Origin of the sequence: Hornefia butyriciproducens (genome assembly GCF_009695915.1) — a bacterium.
Lineage (GTDB): Bacteria > Bacillota > Clostridia > Peptostreptococcales > Anaerovoracaceae > Aminicella > Aminicella butyriciproducens.
Map to the genome: position 1 here is coordinate 137999 of NZ_VUMZ01000003.1, position 20052 is coordinate 158050.

Annotated in this window: 19 protein-coding genes and 2 tRNA genes; 18 read left to right on the forward strand and 3 right to left on the reverse strand. The window is 51.5% G+C overall.

Translation table 11 applies throughout. The annotated features are described in order from the left end of the window. Nucleotide 1: 1 nt before the first annotated feature. From FYJ64_RS04360 to FYJ64_RS11325, 9 genes are all read left to right on the forward strand, one after another. Nucleotides 2-121: an FAD-linked oxidase C-terminal domain-containing protein gene (locus tag FYJ64_RS04360; protein WP_321041087.1), complete on the forward strand. Its 120-nt coding sequence runs from the start codon at nt 2-4 to the stop codon at nt 119-121. Nucleotides 122-272: 151 nt separating this feature from the next. Beyond that, nucleotides 273-2561, forward strand: coding sequence for an MFS transporter (locus tag FYJ64_RS04365; protein ID WP_154574013.1), 2289 nt, complete (start codon nt 273-275; stop codon nt 2559-2561). Further along, a complete protein-coding gene (locus FYJ64_RS04370) occupies nt 2554-3000 on the forward strand; it encodes a MarR family winged helix-turn-helix transcriptional regulator (protein WP_154574014.1) in 447 nt (148 codons plus the stop codon). Before FYJ64_RS04365 ends, FYJ64_RS04370 begins: the two co-directional genes overlap by 8 nt. 109 nt (nt 3001-3109) lie before the next feature. Beyond that, on the forward strand, nt 3110-4339 hold the full coding sequence (locus FYJ64_RS04375; RefSeq protein WP_154574015.1) for an MFS transporter: 1230 nt from the start codon (nt 3110-3112) through the stop codon (nt 4337-4339). Between the two features lie 147 nt (nt 4340-4486). Then, a tRNA-Leu gene (locus FYJ64_RS04380) sits at nt 4487-4571 on the forward strand. A 421-nt stretch (nt 4572-4992) separates the two neighbouring features. After that, complete coding sequence (locus tag FYJ64_RS04385; RefSeq protein WP_154574016.1) at nt 4993-5529, forward strand: hypothetical protein; 537 nt, start codon at nt 4993-4995, stop codon at nt 5527-5529. Then, nucleotides 5516-5752, forward strand: a complete 237-nt coding sequence (locus tag FYJ64_RS04390) for a hypothetical protein (RefSeq protein ID WP_154574017.1) — start codon at nt 5516-5518, stop codon at nt 5750-5752. The genes FYJ64_RS04385 and FYJ64_RS04390 overlap by 14 nt, the downstream gene beginning before the upstream one ends. Before the next feature lie 42 nt (nt 5753-5794). After that, nucleotides 5795-5977 (forward strand): hypothetical protein, encoded by a 183-nt coding sequence (locus tag FYJ64_RS04395; RefSeq protein ID WP_154574018.1) that lies wholly within the window; start codon nt 5795-5797, stop codon nt 5975-5977. Nucleotides 5978-6395: 418 nt separating this feature from the next. Next, a complete protein-coding gene (locus tag FYJ64_RS11325; protein WP_206045539.1) occupies nt 6396-6551 on the forward strand; it encodes a hypothetical protein in 156 nt (51 codons plus the stop codon). Nucleotides 6552-6591: 40 nt separating this feature from the next. Here the strand turns inward: FYJ64_RS11325 and FYJ64_RS04400 are convergent, their stop codons facing one another. Continuing rightward, a complete protein-coding gene (locus tag FYJ64_RS04400) occupies nt 6592-7086 on the reverse strand; it encodes an NUDIX hydrolase (protein WP_235897107.1) in 495 nt (164 codons plus the stop codon). Between the two features lie 299 nt (nt 7087-7385). Between FYJ64_RS04400 and FYJ64_RS04405 the strand changes: the two genes are divergently transcribed. Both FYJ64_RS04405 and FYJ64_RS04410 read left to right on the forward strand, forming a co-directional pair. Next, the gene (locus tag FYJ64_RS04405) at nt 7386-7964 is read left to right on the forward strand and encodes a nitroreductase family protein (protein ID WP_235897108.1); all 579 of its coding nucleotides are present in this window, start codon (nt 7386-7388) and stop codon (nt 7962-7964) included. Nucleotides 7965-8158: 194 nt separating this feature from the next. After that, nucleotides 8159-8234: transfer RNA gene (locus FYJ64_RS04410), tRNA-Pro, on the forward strand. A gap of 110 nt (nt 8235-8344) precedes the next feature. On the opposite strand, the gene FYJ64_RS04415 is transcribed toward FYJ64_RS04410, so the two are convergent. Beyond that, nucleotides 8345-8548: a hypothetical protein gene (locus FYJ64_RS04415; protein ID WP_154574019.1), complete on the reverse strand. Its 204-nt coding sequence runs from the start codon at nt 8546-8548 to the stop codon at nt 8345-8347. 189 nt (nt 8549-8737) lie between these two features. Here FYJ64_RS04415 and FYJ64_RS04420 point away from each other — a divergent pair, with 189 nt between their 5' ends. The 7 genes from FYJ64_RS04420 (at nt 8738) to FYJ64_RS04450 (ending at nt 18487) form a co-directional block, all read left to right on the forward strand. After that, nucleotides 8738-9559: an aquaporin gene (locus FYJ64_RS04420; RefSeq protein WP_154574020.1), complete on the forward strand. Its 822-nt coding sequence runs from the start codon at nt 8738-8740 to the stop codon at nt 9557-9559. Between the two features lie 364 nt (nt 9560-9923). Further along, nucleotides 9924-13043 (forward strand): isoleucine--tRNA ligase, encoded by a 3120-nt coding sequence (ileS, locus tag FYJ64_RS04425; RefSeq protein ID WP_206045540.1) that lies wholly within the window; start codon nt 9924-9926, stop codon nt 13041-13043. Further along, nucleotides 13043-14077 carry a dual-specificity RNA methyltransferase RlmN gene (gene rlmN / locus FYJ64_RS04430; protein ID WP_154574022.1) on the forward strand — a complete coding sequence of 345 codons (1035 nt, stop codon included), beginning with the start codon at nt 13043-13045 and terminating at the stop codon, nt 14075-14077. Before ileS ends, rlmN begins: the two co-directional genes overlap by 1 nt. 57 nt (nt 14078-14134) lie before the next feature. Then, a complete protein-coding gene (locus tag FYJ64_RS04435; RefSeq protein ID WP_154574023.1) occupies nt 14135-14557 on the forward strand; it encodes a hypothetical protein in 423 nt (140 codons plus the stop codon). Between the two features lie 67 nt (nt 14558-14624). Further along, nucleotides 14625-15332, forward strand: coding sequence for an NUDIX hydrolase (locus FYJ64_RS04440; RefSeq protein ID WP_154574024.1), 708 nt, complete (start codon nt 14625-14627; stop codon nt 15330-15332). Beyond that, entirely contained in the window at nt 15313-17169 is a 1857-nt protein-coding gene (locus FYJ64_RS04445; RefSeq protein WP_154574025.1) for a YgiQ family radical SAM protein, read from the forward strand. Before FYJ64_RS04440 ends, FYJ64_RS04445 begins: the two co-directional genes overlap by 20 nt. Beyond that, entirely contained in the window at nt 17096-18487 is a 1392-nt protein-coding gene (locus tag FYJ64_RS04450) for a DNA methyltransferase (RefSeq protein ID WP_154574026.1), read from the forward strand. Before FYJ64_RS04445 ends, FYJ64_RS04450 begins: the two co-directional genes overlap by 74 nt. A 45-nt stretch (nt 18488-18532) precedes the next feature. Here FYJ64_RS04450 and FYJ64_RS04455 read toward each other — a convergent pair whose 3' ends face one another. Continuing rightward, nucleotides 18533-20002, reverse strand: coding sequence for a TrkH family potassium uptake protein (locus FYJ64_RS04455; protein WP_154574027.1), 1470 nt, complete (start codon nt 20000-20002; stop codon nt 18533-18535). Nucleotides 20003-20052: the final 50 nt, after the last annotated feature.

The following is a 20052-nucleotide window of genomic DNA, read 5'->3' on the forward strand; positions in this document are numbered from 1 at the left end:
GATACGAGTCGACGATTTAAAACTGCAGAAAAATGAAACAGAGCTGAATCTGATGCGTGGAATTAAAAGAGTGTTTGATCCCAAAGGAATATTGAATCCGGGAACGGTAATTAATGGATGAGCATGTATTAATCTGCAGAGACAGGAAATTCTGCAATCTGCAAATTGCTGTACACAGAAGTCCGGGGATTTACGCTCTCTTGCGTTTGCAGGGAAAATGTGCTATACTGATTTAGTTGTAAAAGCAACTAAATCAGTATAGGAGCAGGATAATGAAGGAAAAGTCAAAATTGAACTTCGGGCTGATTCTCACCGTTTATCTGCTGGGAATTTTTATGGGCGCACTGGATACGGGAATCGTAACGCCTGCACGCACGGTGATTCAGGAATCGCTGAATGTAGGGGACAAAGCGGGGATCTGGATGATCACCGTTTATACGCTGGCTTATGCTGCGAGTATTCCCGTGATGGGGAAACTCGCCGATCGAATGGGGCGCAGAACAATCTATCTGCTGAGTATTTTCCTGTTCGGCGGCGGCTCTCTGTTCTGCGGGCTTTCTCACGGAATGAACAGCTTCACTGCGCTGCTGATCGCCCGGGCGGTTCAGGCCGTCGGCGGCGGAGGGATCATGCCTGTGGCGACAGCGGAATTCGGGACGACGTTCCCGGAGGAAAAGAGCGGAATGGCGCTGGGAATGGTGGGCGGCGTCTATGGAGTAGCGAATATTTTCGGCGCCAGCGTCGGAAGTGCCGTGATGGACTTTTTCGGAACCGGTCATTGGGAATTTATTTTCTTCGTGAATGTGCCGATTGCGGTATTCATACTGGCCGCGGGATTTTTTTGTCTTCCGAATACAAAGGAAAAGTCGCGCGATCCAATTGACGGAACGGGAATCTGCGTTCTTGTCATAATGGTCCTGTGCATAATGTATGGCCTGAAAAATATCGATTTTTTCAATTTCCGGGAAACGCTTCAGAGTACGGATGTCTACCCGTATCTTCTGATCTTTTTAGCACTGCTTCCGATTTTTGTCTGGATAGAGCGCCGGGCTGCTGATCCGGTCATGAATCTGCATTATTTCTCAACTCCCAGAATCCTTATTACTCTGGGAGTTTCCATCATTACCGGAATCGTACTCATGGGCGTGATCTTTGTGCCTCAGCTCTGCGAAAACGCTATGGAAGTGCCTTCAGGCAAGGGAGGATATTTTGTCATTATACTCGGTGTGTTTGCGGGGGTGGGAGCACCGTTCTCCGGACGCCTGACGGACCGGTTCGGACCAAGGGCAGTTCTTGGAGCGGGACTGATCGCATCAATCCTCGGGTCTCTGACGGTCATCTTTTCCACCACAGTTGATCCGGGCTGGCCGAATGTTATCGCCGCTCTGATGTTTATCGGTCTGGGAATCGGATTTACTATGGGAGCACCGCTGAACTACATGATGCTGTGGGAAACGGATGAGCGAGAGGCGAATTCCGCACTGGCGACGCTGTCACTGGTCCGGTCTCTGGGGACAGTAATTGCACCGGCAGTCATGGTAGGCTTTATTGCGCATGCCGGAACAGGTATTTCCGATGATGTTATGAAACTGATGCCCAAGGAAGTGAATGTTCCCCGGCTTCCGTATGCGGCGGAACTCACAAAGGTGATGAGATCTCAGGGCGTGGAGAATGTGCCGGATTTCGATTCTATGACACGCATACAGATTGACATGAACGCATCCGGGGGTGACACGGAAATTCCGGAAGCATTGCTGAACGAGTTGAAGAATTCCGATGTGACGACTATTACTGAGAATACAAAGGATATGGCCCGCTATATGTTCGAGAAAATGAGTCCTCAGATACAGAAAAAGATTGATCGCGGAATCAGCAAGGGAGAATCCGGTGTGCGGTCAGGGATCCGGGGGATGGATCAGAGCATCCGGAGGATGCGGGAAGCAGAGTCAGGAATGCAGCAAGGTATCGATGGAATGAATCAGGCTCTGGCGAAACAGTCTGAGGCTCTGAAGAAAATGAAAAAAGGCCGTGCCGGCGTGCATAAGGGATATCAGGGAGTAAGCAAAGGTGTGAAAGAAATGCAAAAAGCATATGACGCACAGCAGGTTCCCTTTGTGAGAGAGAAAATGAAACCGCAGCTTGAAAAACTTCAGAAGAAACAGAAGGAGCTCGCCCGAACGGGAAAAAAGATGGATAGGGGTATTGCGTCGCTGACCGCCGCACAGAGAAAAATCCGGCAGAAGCAGGCCAGGCTTAAATATCAGAAAGCGCAGATGGCAAAGGCGATTACCGGCATTCAGGAAGGAAAAAGAGAAGCGAAAGATACGCTAAGGAAATTGAAAATCATGAAAAAGGCGGTACCGGGGGCGCTTGCAGCTGCAGAAAAGAATTATATAAAGGAGCTTGACAGGAAGTCACCGGAAATACGGCAGACATATCAGAGTGCACTGAACAGAGGATTCCGGCAGGTCTTCATCATGACAGCGATCGCATCTGGCGCAGGCCTTCTTCTGCTTCTGATGTATCGCAGAAGAAGAGAGGAGAGCAGCTCAAATGACTGATGTATGTATGTCAGACTGCTATATGAGTATCGGACGGATTATGATGGATTATGACCGTCAGTTTAAAGGGTTTCTCAAAGCTGAACTTGCTCCGCGGGAGCTGACTGTCGCGGCGGCTCTTGTGCTTCTCGCTCTGTACGAGAGGGACGGACAGACCGCAGACAGTCTTCTGCAGACCGTATATTATGATAAGAGTGTAATGACCAGAACGCTGCAAATCCTGGAGAAACAGGGACGAGTCCGCCGCAGCCGGAATCCGCAGGATGGACGGTCATGGCTCTTTCATCTGACAAAAAAAGGGGGAGAGGAGAGAAGAAAAATCACAGATTCTCTGCGGGACTGGTGCTCCATTGCCTTCCGCGATATGGACGAGGAAGAAGTCTTTTCTCTCTTGCAAATACTGCAAAATCTGCAGAAAAACATCCGGAACAGGGGTTGATTTTTTGAAATTCTATGTGATAAAATAGCAAAAGTTGAGTAGCGAAGAGCGTAAGTCCAAACGGGCCTGCGCTCTTTTCTTTCGTCAGGAACAGGAGGTAGTGAACTATATGATAAAACTTATTACGAAACACAGACGGTGGAGACTGGCGGCGTCGATTCTGTCCCTGTCTCTTCTGACTGTCATGGCGGGCGCGGCGGTGGCACCGGCGCTGAATCTGATTCAGGAGCATTTCCGCGATACGGATCCGATTTATGTGCAGATGATCATCAGCATGCCGGCGGTGTTCATTGCGCTGACAAATCTTTTTCTTTTTAAACCTCTGAGCAAGCGGCTGAGGGCGCGTACCATGCTTCTGATCGGACTTGGATTCTATGTCGTGTTCGGATGTCTGGCAGGCGCGTTCAGCGATATCCGTCTGATTCTGATCTGCCGCGGACTTGTCGGCATCGGCGTCGGCATCCTGATGCCGCTTTCCACGGGCCTGATTTCCTTTTATTTCACAAAGGATAAGCAGGCGGAGCTGATGGGCTATGCTTCCGCGATGAATATGCTGGGAGGCGTGGTCGCTACGCTGATCGCGGGTGGACTGGCAATGGTCAGCTGGAGATTCAGTTTCCTGGTCTATCTGCTCGGACTCATCAGTGTTGTGCTCTGCTTGTTCTGGATGCCGAACGAACGAATCTATGATTCCGGAAAAGATGTTAAAGAAAAGGGCGTGTTCCGCCGGTATCTGATTTTCGTTGTAGCCATGTTTCTGGTGATGGTAACATTCTTTATCTATCCTGCGGACTTTGCGATGGAGACGGCGAAGCAGGGAATCATTCCGCAGCGTTTTATTGCGGTGATTATGGCCGCGATGGATGTTTTCGGATTCTTCGGAGGTCTCGCGTCGGCTCCTCTGCGAAAAGGACTGGGGCGGAACGCGAAATTCTCTGCGCCGGTATTCTTTCTTGTCGGATATCTCTGCCTGCGGTTTGCGGGTGGCTGGACAGGCGTGCTGGTCGGCTCTTTCATGGTGGGATTTGCCAACGGCGTCGGAGTTCCGTATGTTATGACCGCGGCGTCGATGCAGGCGGGGAGAAGTGCGGCGACTACGGTGATGCCCATGCTTTCTGTATCTCTCTACACCGCGCAGTTCGTGACGCCGTTTATTATTTCAGCCGTAAAGGCGCTGACTCTGCACCTGGGTTTAAGCGGCAGTTCCTATACCGTCGCAGTCATCACGGCGGTTCTGCTGTTCGCATGCTGCTTTGCAATTAGGGAACCGGAGACAAAGGGAGATAAGGCAGATTCTGAAAAATGTACGACCGGAGCGGAGATAGCCCGCACCATCTGAAATCGCCTCTGCAACGGCCGCCGCCCGTTGCGGCGGCCCGGTTCCGCAGACGATATGAAAAAAATTCAAATTAGTGCTTGCATTCCTTTCATTTTCGTGTATAATAATATTTGCGTGCTGATGAAGCGCGGAAACAAAAGGAAATAAGCGGTCTTGGCGGAATTGGCAGACGCGCACGGTTCAGGTCCGTGTGAGGAGACTCATGGGGGTTCGAATCCCTTAGACCGCACCAATGGTAATGATGAAAAGCCTTGAAAACAGCCGATTAGGTTGAGATTTCAAGGCTTTTGTCATACATAATCGGAAACGGCCGAAGCCCTGAGCACAGGCATCAATTAGTGTCTTTCGGCGCACCCTTTTATTGGTCGGTGTGCCGCGGCGCTGCTGACAAACTGCCGTCAGCGTCCATTAAGTCCGACGGAGACTTAATGAGCAGACACTAATTTAATCTCTCTTCTCAATACCGTATCGTATATCAGAAAACACCTGGCAAGTGCTGCGCCTGGTGTAGCAGCCTGGCTGATGGACATTATGAAGACGAAGCTCCGGATGATATCTATGCAAGGCATGACAACTGCAACTGCACGGTGACGTATATCTCCGAGAAGGGATATCAGGACGCACACACGAAAAAGTAAATTGATCAGCAGGAGTTGGAGGCCAGAAGGGAACGAATATTAGTAGATAGAAAACATAGACATTCACACGAGAAAAAGTTACAAACGGGAGGGAAAGAAAGGGAAGTTCAGAGTTATGTAACAACTGGTGGTAAGAACTACAAGCCGTATAATATTGATAATCCCAAAGATGTTAAGGCCGCATCTACATATAGGAAAATCAGCCGAACAAATGATATAGACTTAATAGCAAAGGCCACTGGGTTCACGCATGATGAGATACGCCAAATTAAAAGGCATATATTCTTTGATAAGCATAAGAAATATGACGGAGAATATGGAATGCTTGACCCGGATTACGATATGGCCGTAGCATGGAAACGATTACAGCAAGGATGCCCAAAAGAACGGGACATATTACTATTGAAGCATGAATTTCTTGAAAGTCAGCTGGAAAAGAAGTATAATCTAACTGTGGCAGAGGCACATGCGATGGCAACAAAAAAATATGATTGGCAGTCAAGACTTGAATCAGAGGTTGGAACACGAGGTGAACCAGATGGTTTATTGTGATTACATTGAAAATACAAAAAAGACTGTAACCTATTCGTACGGTCAAACTATTGATGATATGACCGGTGAGGTGGAGTATAATTTTGAGAATGATGAGTTGAAAATAAAAAAAAGCCCAGTGAAATACAAAGTTATTAGTAGACACTTAGAAAGCGTACTCAAAAAACATAGGCGTGAGTTTATTAATGGAGAATTTAAAAAAAAGATAGCTTATGAAGCATAAAAGGCACCGGTCACAGCGGTGCTTTTTTCGTGGAGGAAACACATGAAGTATCGTAAGAAGCCGGTGTTGGTCGAAGCCTATCAGACAAAGGATCCGATCGATATCGAGACGCTGGAGGGTACGATGCATGCCAGTCCAGGTGATTACATTATTACCGGTGTGAACGGAGAGAAGTACCCGTGCAAGCCGGATATTTTTGAGAAGACATACGAACCAATTAGATAACCTCACAAGAACCTAACACAGGAATCAGCCGCATAACCTATTGACACGGATCAGGAAGTCTGACCCAGTTTAAACAAAATACTTGACACAATCGAAAAATCATTGAAAACAAGATAAATGTGTGATAATATATAGATAAGAGAAAGCAGCTTAGAGGTTGAAAAGTATCCGTCTCCAACGCGCCACCACTTGGTGGGTCGAGAAATGCGGGCGACACAGACGGTCCCGCCTAAGCTGCTTATTCATTTAAAACACATATCAGGAGTTTTATACCTCGCGGCAACGCGGGGTTTTGTTATACAGAGAAAACGCTGCAATTTAGCAGCATATTTCAGAAGTGTGCTGCGAAAATGCAGCGGGAGAAATGATATGAAGCACATAAGAGCACCGGCCAGACAATTGAACTGAAGGAGGGGAAATGGCAGACAGAATCGGACGCCAGCCCCCTACAGAGAGCTTTGTTTTACCTTACCAGAAGACAGACGGCGCAGAAGCCATAGCATGTTACGGGAAATCCGGGCGAGAGGCAATGGATTGGCAGAAGCAGGGGCCATCACGTTCTTACGTTACCTGACGAAATCTAGAGCCTCAATTCTACAGCTCGGGCATCTCTTCTACAGTTCCAGCGGACGTCCGTCCAGCGCCGCGTACATCAGCCGGTCGCCGCCGTCGTAGACCAGTTTCAGAGAGAAAAATTCCAGATGTGTATTCAGCAGGCGGAAGAAGATTTTGTCACCCTCCCAGACATTCAGGTTGGGGCACTCTTCTTTGTTCACCCATACAAGCTCGCCCTCGTCGCAGTCGGCAGGCTCTCCCTGCAGGTCCTCTGCGGTATAGAGAAACATGTATTCTGTTACGCCTGCGCCCGGCGCACGTCCGTCGGAAACAAAGGTGACGATTCCCCGGAGCGTACAGCTGCCCAGGGTGCATCCCGTTTCCTCGAATACTTCCCGCCGTAGACATTCGTCCGGGCTCTCGTCGACCTCGAAATGACCGCCGATGCCGATCCATTTATCCTTATTGATGTCGTGCTCTTTCTTTGTGCGGTGGAGCATCAGATACTGACCATCCTTCTCGATATAACATAATGTTGTCAGACCCTTCATCATTCATTCCTCTGCTTTCTTCGATTTTCTCTGTTCTGTCCTCCGGATGTCTGTTCCGTCCGCGCCGCATGTCTGCCGGTAGTACAAATGTATGTGCGGACAGACGCAGCCGTATACCGCGGGGTTTCGATATATCATGCGGGAGCCGGTACAAATATTATACTTCCCGCAGACGACATCGGCAAGAGCAGCCTCCATGAAACAACAGCACCTGAGAAATTAACGGAAAATATCGCAATATTCGGTACATGATAAAATGGCTTGCCGCACTTCCGGATCCGGCATATAATACACGTTGACAGATGAATTTTCAGAGAGGCAGCTTTAGAGAGGTGACTATGGAAACAAAAGACTGTATTTTAACGAGGAGAAGTGTCCGCAGGTTTACAGACCGGCCGGTGCCGCATGAGACTATTCGTCAGATGGTGTCTCTGGCGGCGTATGCGCCTTCCTGGAAGAACACGCAGGTGACGCGCTACTATGCGGTGGAAGACCAGGCGGTGAAAGAAGAGATCGCGGATAATTGTGTTCTCGGGTTCGAGAGCAACGCCAAAATCATCCGGCGCTGTCCGGTTCTGATGGTGATTACCTATAAGCACGGAATATCGGGCTATGAAAAGTCCGGAGAGCCGACCACAGGCAAGGATGACCGCTGGGAGGTGTTCGACTCGGGAATCGCGACGCAGACATTCTGCCTTGCGGCGCACGATCTGGGTCTGGGCACGGTGATTATGGGGATTTTCGATGATGATAAGGTTGCTGAAACGGTTGGCGTTTCCGACGGGGAAATTGTCGCGGCGCTGGTCGCGCTGGGCTATCCGGACGGAGATCCCAAGGCACCGCCGCGCAAAGATGCGGATGCGCTGCTGAACTTCAGGTAGGGAGACTTCTTTACAAATTCCATTGTGCGTCATTCTGCACCGTGCCATGAACTGCCATTGGATTCGAACACGCCGCGGCTGAGTCCCGGACAGAACTTCTGAAAAGAAATTTCGGAAAAGGAAAAAGGATTTTTTGAGATTCCGAAAAATAGGGCTTGAAAAAACTTTTCGGCATGTTATAATGGATAAGTCGGCGGGGTGTGGCGCAGTTGGTAGCGCGCTGTGTTCGGGACGCAGAAGCCGTGAGTTCGAGTCTCACCACTCCGACCAACAGAAGGAGACCGTGTATTGCCTGTGTGGCAGCGACGGTCTCTTTTCCTTTGTTGTGAACGGATAAAAAATAAGACTGCCCGAAGGCAGTCGCCGGAATTTCTGCGGAGCTATTGTTCTTTTCCGCCGATATTATGGTTCCGTTTGATTTTATCGATGTCATCGGAAAGGTAGATGACATTTTCCTCCTGCCGAAGATCATCATCCGGCTTTTTCTTTTCAGGCCGCTCTTCGTCAGAACCGCCGGATGTAGAAAAAATATAGTACAGAAGCAGTCCAACCATAAAGATTACTCCGATCAGAATTAATTGCATAAATGTCACCTCCTTTTCTTATCTTTATTCTACCACATTTTCTGAATAATAAAAGTCATTTTATGCTGATTGAGCGGATGGTCAGGTACTTGACATTCCGTTCACATTTGTTATCATGAAAACATTAAAGACTGCGCCTGTGCAGTCGGAAAATCAGACAAAGCAGAGATTGATAAGGGGGATGATGAGATGAGAAAGTATATTGCGGAACTTATCGGAACGTTTGTGCTGACGGCGTTCGGATGCGGAACCGCGGTGGCGGCGAATTCTATATTTCTCAGTATGAACGCGGCGATTCCGGTTGCGTTTACCACACTGCTGATCGCGTTTGCGTTCGGGCTGTCTGTGGCGGCGATGGCTTACTCGATCGGGAATATCTCCGGATGTCATATCAATCCGGCGGTTTCGGTCGGTATGCTGGCGGCGGGTCGGATGAGCGTAAAGGACTGTGTGGGGTATGTGGTCGCACAGTGCGTCGGCGCTTTGTCCGCAGCGCTGTTCCTGTGGATGATTTTCGGTTCCAGGGATTCGCTCGGACAGAACGGCTATGGCGAGGCCAGCACGCTGGGACTGGGTGCCGGAAGCATTCTGATTCTGGAAATCGTTATGACCTTCGTCTTTGTGCTGGTGGTTCTGGCGGTTACCGACAGGACGGAGTTCACCTCTGCGGCGGGACTGGTCATCGGACTGACGCTGACGCTGATTCATATCTTCGGAATTCCGTTTGACGGGACATCTGTCAATCCGGCCAGAAGCTTCGGACCGGCAATCGTCGTCGGAGGGGATGCGCTGGCGCAGCTTCCGGTGTTTATTATTGCGCCGCTGATTGGCGGAGTGCTGGCAGCACTGGTGTACCGGCTTTTGTTCACGGAGGCCGGGAATCCTGCGGAGGAGCCTGATACGGACGCAGAGGATGTACGGGGGGACGACAGCGAGGTTGAACCCGATGAGGCTGATGCTGCAGCAGACGGTGAGGACGCTGCGGAAGAGGAAGAAAGGGAGGAACGCTGAAAGCAGATGAAGGGGAGTGCTGCAGAAAGCAGGCGCCGAAGAACGCCGAAACCCTTGACACTGCGGATTTTTCCATTTATAATGAAGCAGTTGAATTTAATATTCCCGAACGATGACGGAACCAGTAGTCCTGCGTAAGATCCTTACAGAGAGAGAGGCGGCGGTGAGAGCCTTTCGGTGAAGCAGAGTATGAATATCACTCCTGAGTTCGACACTTTTGAGATGGCCCCCTTGAACACGAGGGCGGCAACTAGGGTGGTACCGCGGTTTGAATGATCGTCCCTAACCGGCTTAGCCGGCTGGGGACTTCTTTGTATAGGCAGAAGATTCTCCGCTGGCACGAAACAAAGAAAGGAATTTGTGCATGTTTAAAAAACTATCAGACAAGCCTGTCGCAGAGGTTCAGAAGGAACAGGTGAAAGAATGGAACGAGCAGGATCTGCTCGACAAGTGCGTAAAAGCCCGGGAGGGGCAGCCGCAGTTCGTCTTCTATGAGGGGCCGCCGACTGCCAACGGCAAACCGGGCATCCATCACGTGATGGCCAGAACGTTGAAGGACTCCATCAACCGCTACAAGACGATGCAGGGATTTCAGGTCAACCGAAAGGCAGGCTGGGATACCCACGGCCTTCCGGTGGAGATTGAAGTCGAGAAGCAGCTGGGATTCGACGGCAAACAGGACATCGAGCGCTACGGAATCCGGGAATTCAACAAGAAGTGCCGAGAGTCCGTCTTCACTTATACCGGAATGTGGCGCGATATGAGTGAGCGGATGGGATATATGGCGGATATGGATCATCCTTATATCACGCTGGACAACGACTACATCGAGACAGAATGGTGGATCCTGAAGCAGTTCTTCGGGAAGGACATGATCTATGAGGGGCACAAAATCCTGCCCTACTGCCCGCGCTGCGGGACCGGACTGGCCTCCCACGAGGTGGCGCAGGGCTACAAGGACGTCAAGGTCAACACCCTGATCGTGAAATTCAAACGGAAGGACCGTGAGAATGAGTATTTCCTGGCCTGGACCACCACGCCCTGGACGCTGGCGTCCAATACTGTCATTACGGTGGGACCGGACTATGATTACATCCGTGCGAGAATGACGGAAGGAGAAGATGCGGGAAACGTCTTTTATGTGGCGAAGCATCTGGCGGACAAGGTTCTGGGAGAAGGAAAATATGAGATCCTGGAAGAAATGAAGGGAAAGGATCTGGAATATATCGAGTATGAGCAGCTGATGCCGTTTGTAAAGGCCGACCCAAAGAAGAAAGCCTTCTTTGTCACCTGCATGGACTACGTTTCCATTGAGGACGGCACAGGCATCGTCCACACCGCCCCGGCCTTCGGTGAAGATGACTATCAGTGCGGCCGTAAATATGATCTTCCGATGCTACAGCCTGTGGACGAGCAGGGCTGCTTCACCGAGACCCCGTGGAAGGGACATTTTGTCATGGAAGAGGGTCTGGATGTGGAGATCATTAAGTACCTGGCGAAGGACAACAAAATCTACAAGAGAGAAAAAATCTCCCACAACTATCCGCACTGCTGGAGATGCGGAACGCCGCTGGTCTATTACGCCAAGCCCAGCTGGTACATCAAAATGAGCGAACTGAAGGATCAGCTGGTGGCCAATAACAATACCGTCAACTGGTATCCGCCCTTTGTCGGCGAAAAACGTTTCGGTAACTGGCTGGCGGAGGTCAAGGACTGGGCAATTTCCAGGACGAGATACTGGGGAATGCCGATTCCCATCTGGCGCTGTGAGTGCGGTCATCTGGAATGTATCGGAAGCCGCAGCGAGCTGGTGGAGAAGGCGATTGAGAATATCGACGAGAGCATCGATATGCATCGCCCCTTTGTGGATGATGTCCATATCACCTGCCCGGTCTGCGGAAAACCGATGACCAGAATTCCGGAGGTAATCGACTGCTGGTTCGATTCCGGCTCCATGCCCTATGCGCAGTGGCACTATCCGTTCGAACATAAGGAGGATTTCGACAAGCTGTTCCCTGCGGATTTCATCTGTGAGGGCATAGACCAGACCAGAGGGTGGTTCTATTCCCTGATGGCCATTTCCACCTTTATTATGGGGCGATCTCCGTACAGAAATGTGCTTGTTAATGACCTTATCCTGGACAAGAAGGGGAAGAAGATGTCCAAGCATGTGGGCAACACGGTTGACCCCTTTGAGATGCTGGACAAATACGGGGCTGATGCGACCCGCTGGTATCTGCTCAGCGTGTCTCCCGCCTGGTCGCCCACCAAATTTGACGAAGGCGGACTGCAGGAGGTGGTCAGCAAGTTCTTCGGAACGCTGAGAAACGTATACAACTTCTTTGTGCTGTATGCGAATATGGATAATATTGACGTGAAGAGCATGTCGGTTCCTTATACAGAGAAGCCAGAGCTTGACCGCTGGATTCTGTCGAAATACAACCGTCTGGTGAAGGATGTCACGGATTATATGGATCATTATGACCATATGAAGACTGTCCGGGCCATAAGCGAGTTCGTCAATGAGGACCTTTCCAATTGGTACATCCGCCGCGCCCGCCGTCGTTTCTACACAGAGGGAATGTCTAGAGACAAGGAGAGCGTTTACGCCACGACCTATGAAGTGCTGGAGGGAATCGCCCGTCTGATCGCGCCGATCGCGCCGTTCATCTCAGATGAGATGTACCGGAAACTGACCGGAGAGGAAACCGTCCATGTGGCGTATTTCCCGAAGGCAGATGTGAGTCAGATCGACAGGAATGTCGAGGAACGGATGGATCTGGTGCGCACACTCTGCAATCTGGGACGCGGAATCCGTGAAAAGGAGGGGATCAAGGTGCGTCAGCCGCTGTCAGAGATTCTGGTGGACGGCAAGTACAAAACTCTGATCGAGGATCTTTCGCCTCTGATTCGGGAGGAACTGAACGTGAAAGATGTTGTGTTCGCGGAAGATCTGGACGAATACATGAACTTCTCGCTGAAGCCGAATTTCCCCGTCGCGGGACCGGCGCTGGGCAGGAACATCAAGGCTTTTGGCGCCGCTCTTGCCAGAGAGGACGCCAACGCATTCATCTCCAGATTGGAGACGGAGGACAGCGTTCTGATGAATCTGAACGGAGAAGATACGGAAATTGAAAAAGACTTTGTCGATGTCCGCATCAACTCAAAGGAAGGATTCGCGGTGGCGATGGAAAACAACGTGTTCGCTATTCTGGATACGCAGATCACGCCGGAGCTGACAAGTGAAGGTCTCGCGAGAGAGATAGTTTCCAAGATTCAGCAGATGCGCAAGCAGAATGACTACGAGATGATGGATCGCATCAATATCTTCATTGAAGCTGACGCGGAAGTGATGGGTGCGGTCAGCCAGCATGAGGAGTATATCAAGAGCGAGACGCTGGCGCAGGCGATGGAAGAGGCTTCGGAGCTCCCGCAGGTGGACATCAACGGGCATAAAACCGGCCTCAGAATCGAGAGAATCTGATGAAGGAACTGAGAGGCCTGACGCTGTCAGAAACGGAGGATATCGTTCGGGCCGAGGGTGAACCGCGCTTCCGGGGGAAGCAACTGTTTCAGTGGATAAGCAGGGGCGTGACGGATTTCGGAGAGATGAGAAATCTGCCGAAAACCTTGAGGCAGAATCTGGCGGAAAAGTACAGAGTTGACAGTCTCAGGGTGATCTGCGACCAGCAGTCCCGAAGCGACGGGACGAGAAAGTTTCTCTTCGCGCTGGAGGACGGAAACGCGGTGGAGAGCGTGTTCATGAAGTACAGCTACGGGAACACCGTGTGCGTTTCCTCTCAGGCCGGATGTCGTATGGGATGCGCCTTCTGCGCATCGGGAATCGGCGGACTGCGTCGGAATCTGACTGCGGGGGAGATGATTTCCCAGATCCTGGATATCGAGAGAATGACGGGAGAAAAGGTGTCGCGGACAGTTGTCATGGGGACGGGAGAACCGTTTGACAATTATGACGGACTGACAAAATTTATCCGCGTCATGAACGATGTAAACGGACGGAACATGGGACTGCGGAATTTTACTGTTTCCACCTGCGGTCTGGTTCCGGAGATGCTCCGGTTCGCCGGGGATTTTCCGCAGGTGAATCTGGCGGTTTCGCTTCATGCGCCCACCGATGAACAGCGGAGCCGCATCATGCCGGTGAACCGGAGGTATCCTCTCCGTGAACTGATGGAAGCGGCAAAGGAGTATGAAACGATAACCTCCCGGCGGGTCACCTTTGAATACGCGCTGATCCGGGGCGTCAATGACCGGGACCGGGATGTGGAGCAGCTGATTCGTTTGCTGTCCGGGACCCTCTGCCATGTGAACCTGATTCCGCTGAACGAGGTCAGCGAAACAGGCTTTGTCACAGCGGGGAGAGAACGGGCGAAGGCAATACAGAAAACTCTGGAGCAGAAAGGAATACCGGCCACTGTGCGCCGGCAGCTGGGAGCGGATATCGACGGCGCCTGCGGACAGCTGCGATTGGAAAATTCACAAAAATACATTGAATGAACAGGGCCGTTGTTGTATAATAAATGCAATACATAAGAACGAATGGAGGGCAACGACATGGTTAAACTACTGATTGGGCATAAGGGTACCGGTAAAACGAAGCAGATGATCGCTCTTGCCAATGAGCAGGTTGAACATAGTGACGGGAGTATCATTTTTATCAATAAGAATGCGAGGCTGACCTATGATCTGAAATATCGGATCCGGGTGGTCTGCATGGAGGACTTTGAACATATTACGAATGCGGATGAATATATCGGTTTCCTTTATGGAATCATCAGTTCCGACCATGATATTGAGACGATTTATATTGACAGCATTCTGAAGCACGCGGACTTTTCTCTCGGAGATATCCCGGAATTTCTGGAACGGCTGTCGGATATTTCCAAGAACTACGGAATGGACTTTGTTGTCAGCCTGTCCGCGGAGAAGGAAGAGATGATCGGAGTCGACTTCTCCCAGTATGAGATTTTAAACTGATCACAGGAACAGATTAAGGGGCGTGAACAGCCCCTTTTTTTTGACAGGTTATACAGGAAGGAGCGGCATGGACACCATCGAACGCATTCGCAGGATCTACGAGCGGCATGAACCTGCGCCCATTGGTAAGTACCGTTTTTTCAGCGTATTGATTCCCTTTGTTGAAAAAGACGGGGAGCTCTGTCTGCTTTACGAGGTCAGAGCACGGGATATGGACAGCGATCCGGGAGAAATCTGTTTTCCGGGCGGTCATGTGGAGCCGGGAGAGGAACTGCTTGCGGCGGCGCTCAGAGAGACGGAGGAGGAAATCGGAATCCCTTCCGACCGGATTGAAATTCTGGGTCAGGGGGATGTCCTCTACGGATACGCGAACTATTCTCTCTACACTTTTATCGGCGTTATTCAATACAGGGATTTTCTGAAGGCCACTATCCAGGAGGAAGAGGTGGACGAGATTTTCCTGATGCCGGTTTCACATCTGGACTTCAGCAGGGCGCAGCATTTCCGGGAAAGAGTCTATGCAGAGGTTACGGACGATTTTCCGTATGATGAAGTCGGCATTGATGAGGATTATAACTGGCGGACAGGGCAGTGGATCGTGCCGGTGCTTACCGTGGACGGTCGGGTAATCTGGGGACTGACAGCCCGGATCAGTGAAGGTGTTGTGAAGCTGCTGCGGGAGCATCATATCGGAGAACTGGAGATTCAGCTGGAGGTTCCGGAGACCACGGAGGAAAAGTATACAGGAGAGAGCGATGTTTCTGCCGATAAATAGGAAGGAAATGGAAGAGCGGGGCTGGGAGCAGCCCGATTTTGTGCTGGTCACGGGAGACGCCTATGTGGATCATCATTCCTTTGGCACGGCGATTATCAGCCGGCTTCTGGAGCGCTTCGGATATAAGGTTGCGGTTCTTGCGCAGCCGGACTTCCGCTCCTGTGAGGACTTCCGCCGGTTTGGAAGGCCGCGGCTGGGGTTCCTGATCAACAGCGGTGTCGTGGATTCCATGGTCAATCATTATTCGGTATTCCGGCACCGGCGGCGTGTGGACGAATATTCTCCCGGAGGCGTTCCGGGGAAACGTCCGGATAGGGCGGTGATCGTATACAGCAACCGTGCCAGAGAGGCTTATCGTGATGTCCCCGTGATTATCGGAGGCATCGAAGCCAGTCTTCGCCGTCTGGGTCATTATGACTACTGGGACGATAGGGTGCGGAGGTCGATTCTGCTGGATTCCAGAGCGGATCTGCTGATCTACGGCATGGGAGAGCGCGCCGTCCTGGAAATCGCGGAGGCGCTGGACAGCGGAATTCACATTTCGGATATCACCTGGATTCGGGGAACATGCTATCGGACTCGGGAATTCGTGCCGGATGAGCAGAGTCAGATTCTTCCGGCGTTTGAGGAAATCGCAGCGTCCAGAGATGCTTATGCTGAGAGCTTCGCGATGCAGTACCGGGAGAATGATCCGATCTGCGGCCGGCGTCTGGCGGAGCCTTACGGTGAGCATTCTTTTGTGGTACAAAATCTCCCCCAGGAACCGCTTACGCGTCAGGAACTGGACGATCTCTATGAGCTGCCGTATGAAAATGAAGAACATCCGATGTACCGGGATATGGGCGGAATTCCCGCATTCCGGGAAGTGAAGTTCAGTCTGGTGTCAAGCCGCGGATGCTTCGGAGGCTGCAGCTTCTGTGCGTTGACCTATCATCAGGGAAGACAGGTGAGGAGCCGCAGCAGGGAATCCCTTGTGCGAGAGGCAGAGAAGCTGATCCGGAAACCGGACTTCAGGGGTTATATTCATGATGTGGGCGGCCCCACCGCCAATTTCCGCGGCCCGGCCTGTGATAAACAGCTGAAGTACGGTGTGTGCAGGGGAAAGGACTGTCTGTATCCGAAACCCTGTCGGAGTATGAAGATCGATCACAGCGACTATCTGGAGGTTCTGAAGGCGATCCGTGAGCTGCCCGGAGTGAAAAAGGTCTTCATCCGCTCAGGGATCCGCTATGATTATCTGATGGCGGACCCGAAACGGCAGAAGTTTATGGATGAACTGTGCGCTCACCATGTCAGCGGAACACTGAAGGTGGCTCCGGAGCATATCGCGCAGCGAGCCCTGCATTATATGGGAAAGCCGTCCGCAGATGTTTTTACGGAATTTGTGAAACAGTACAGGCAGACGAACAGGCGGCTGAACAAAAAGCAGTATCTGATCCCGTATCTGATCAGTTCGCATCCCGGCTGCACGCTGGAAGACGCGGTGGATCTGGCTTTGTTCCTCAAAGAATACGGATTCATCCCCGATCAGGTTCAGGACTTTTATCCCACACCGGGAACGCTGGCCACCGCTATGTTCTATACGGAGACAGATCCGCGGACAGGCGAGCATATCTATGTGGCGAAATCTCTGGAAGACAAGAAAATGCAGAGGGCGCTGATTCATTATAACAGACCGGAAAACCGCAGAACCGTGCTGCGGGCGCTGGAAAAGGCGGGGCGGAAGGATCTGATTCCGGTGCTGCTCACAGAGGGAAGAAGAAATGGGAACACTAAAGGATCTCACAAAGGTCATCGAACAGGCACAGCGGCAGGTCGCAAACACCGGAAGCGTTGAATTTACAATGCTGGAAGAAGTGAATCCGATGAAGAGCCGGTCGGTTCGCAGAGCAGATGCCGAAGAATGTGTTGACAATAAAATGTATTACGGAGACAATATAAGACTGCTGAAATCCCTGGCGGAGAGGGAGGAAAACAGGGGGAAACTGAAACTGATTTACATCGATCCGCCCTTTTTCTCTGAAGCGCGGTATGACGCGGTAATCCGTGTGTCGGGAAGTAACATCCGGCACCCCGCATATGACGACAAATGGCAGCAGGGTTTGTACGGATATCTCAGGCAGCTGACGGCGCGTCTGATTCTGATGAGAGAACTTCTGGCGGATGACGGCCTGATCTGGCTGCATCTGGACTGGCATGTAGTGCATTATGCCAGAATCATCATGGATGAACTCTTCGGTGAGAAGAATTTTGTCAATGAAATCATCTGGACTTACAAATCCGGCGGAAGCGGACGGAGACGCTTCGCCAGAAAGCACGATAATATTCTGGTGTACAGCAAAACGAAGCATTACACATTTAATGTTCTGAAGGAGAAATCCTATAACCGGCAGTTCAAGCCGTACCGGTTCAAGGGTGTAAAGGAGTATCGCGACGAGCTGGGCTGGTACACTATGGTGAACATGAAGGACGTCTGGCACATCGACATGGTGGGACGAACCTCGGCGGAGCGTACGGGTTACGCGACGCAGAAGCCGGAGCAGCTGCTGGAGCGCATTGTGGAATGCTGCACGGAACCGGGAGATCTGTGTGCTGATTTTTTCTGTGGCAGCGGGACATTACCGGCGGTGGCGGCGCGTATGGGACGGTCGTTTATCGCCTGCGACCGGGGAAGGCTTGCGGTCGAAAGCACTATCGGACGTCTCTGTGCGCAGGGGGCCGGGTTCCGTGTGTACGTAGAGGAACCGGAGCATCGCACCGAAGGTATAAGGAAGTCCCGCTTTGAGGCGGAGGTGCATATGAGCATGGAGGGGTTTCCGGGATCTGACAAAAGTCTCGTGACGATTCGTCTCGGAAGTGTCCGGGAGCACCGTCTTCCTCCGGGCATGGAGGAAAAGTCCAGAACTGTGATCCGAAAGGCTGTCCGGAACAGCCCTCTTGACCTGATTGAGGCCTGGAGCGTGGATTTTGACTACGACGGCAGGGTGCATCGCCCCTCCGCGGTATTCGTACGGAACAAAAAAGGACTGGAGGATGTCTGCAGGCAGATCGTGGGGCCGGACTGCCGGAGAATCTGTGTGAAAATTGCAGACGTCATGGGTAATGTGTTCTATGTCGACCGCCCCTGCACGCAGATCCGTTCAGATGCCCAGTAGGGGAGGCCTGTAGGCGAGCCGGATCAGAATTCCGGCAGGGCAGCCTTACACGCGGGCCCGGTCAGAATTCCAGTAGGAGGGCGAGAACATGATGATTATCGCATACATCTCAAGCCTTCCGGCCAGCATAAGCAGGCTCAGATAGAATTTAAAGGGTGCCGCAAAAATACTGAAGTCACTGCCGGTCAGTCTGCCGAAACTGGTTCCGGTGTTTGTGAACGCACCGGCAGCCGCAGACAGAGTCGTTTCCATATCCAGATTGTTCAGAGACAGGACAATCGCGGAGAACATGAACAGCCCGAAATACAGGAGAATGAACATGGTGATAGAGGATGCGACCGGAGCGGAGACCGGCTTTTTCTGTATCATGACCGGTTTGATTGCACGGGGATGGATCCGCTTGTATATACCCCGGCTGATCAGCTTCAGGAAGACCGAGAAACGGATGATTTTCATTCCGCCGCTGGTGGAGAAACTGCACCCGCCGATCAGGGACAGAGTGAGCAGCATAAATTTGGAGAAGGTCGGCCACGATCCGATGTCATCAATGATGAATCCCGAAGTCGAAGCGAAGGAGATCCCCTGTACCAGCGCGTTTCCGATACTGGAAACGAGGCTTCCTCCGATGTGGTGAAGGTGGAGATCCACACCCATCAGCAGGCCGGCAGAAGCGATCACCAGAAGATAAACCCGTACCTCGTAGTGGCGGATGGCTTCCCGGAATTTGCCGCAGGTCAGCATAAAGTAGGCGATGAAGTTGACAGAGGACGCCATGGAGAAGAAGGACAGAACACCCTTGATGTAAGGAGTGATTACAAAGGCATCTTGAGCATTGGACAGATCCACGATTCCTGCGGTACTGATGGATGACAGGGTGTTCAGCAGTGCATCATAGAATGTCATTTTCGTGGGAATCAGAAGCAGCAGTTCAATCAGCGTCAGCGCCGTATAAATCTGATAGGAGATCTTGGCTGTATCGCCGAAACGGGCGGTCAGTTTCTCCAGAGTAGGACCGGGCATTTCCGCCGCGGCCATTTTTTGTCCGCGGATCCCCAGTTTCGGAAAGATTGAGGTGGTCAGAACGATGATCCCCATGCCGCCCAGCCAGCTGCTGACACTCTTCCAGAGCAGCAGAGAGCGGGGCATATTATCGTATCCCAGCACGGTGGCTCCGGTGGTGGTCCAGCCGGCGGTGGATTCAAACCAGCAGTCCCAGAAGGAGTAACCCATGTCGGAAAGCAGATACGGCATTGAGCCCAGCAGGATGACGAACATCCAGCAGACGATGACGATGTAAAAGCCCTCTCTTGAGTGGATATACGGGCGGCTGTGCATCGTCACCCGGTTGATGGTGATGCCGAAGCTGACACATACGACGATGATACAGAAGAAGGCCGTCGCGGGAGCGAATTCCGCGAAATAGCATGCGAAAGCGAAGGGGATCAGCATAGCGATACCCTCGAACAAAAGAATCATGGATGCAGTTCTTAAAATCAGTCTGTGATTGAAGTTCATAATTGCTCCTGTCTGCTTCTGTTATTTTCCGCTGCGCACCTGCCGCAGCC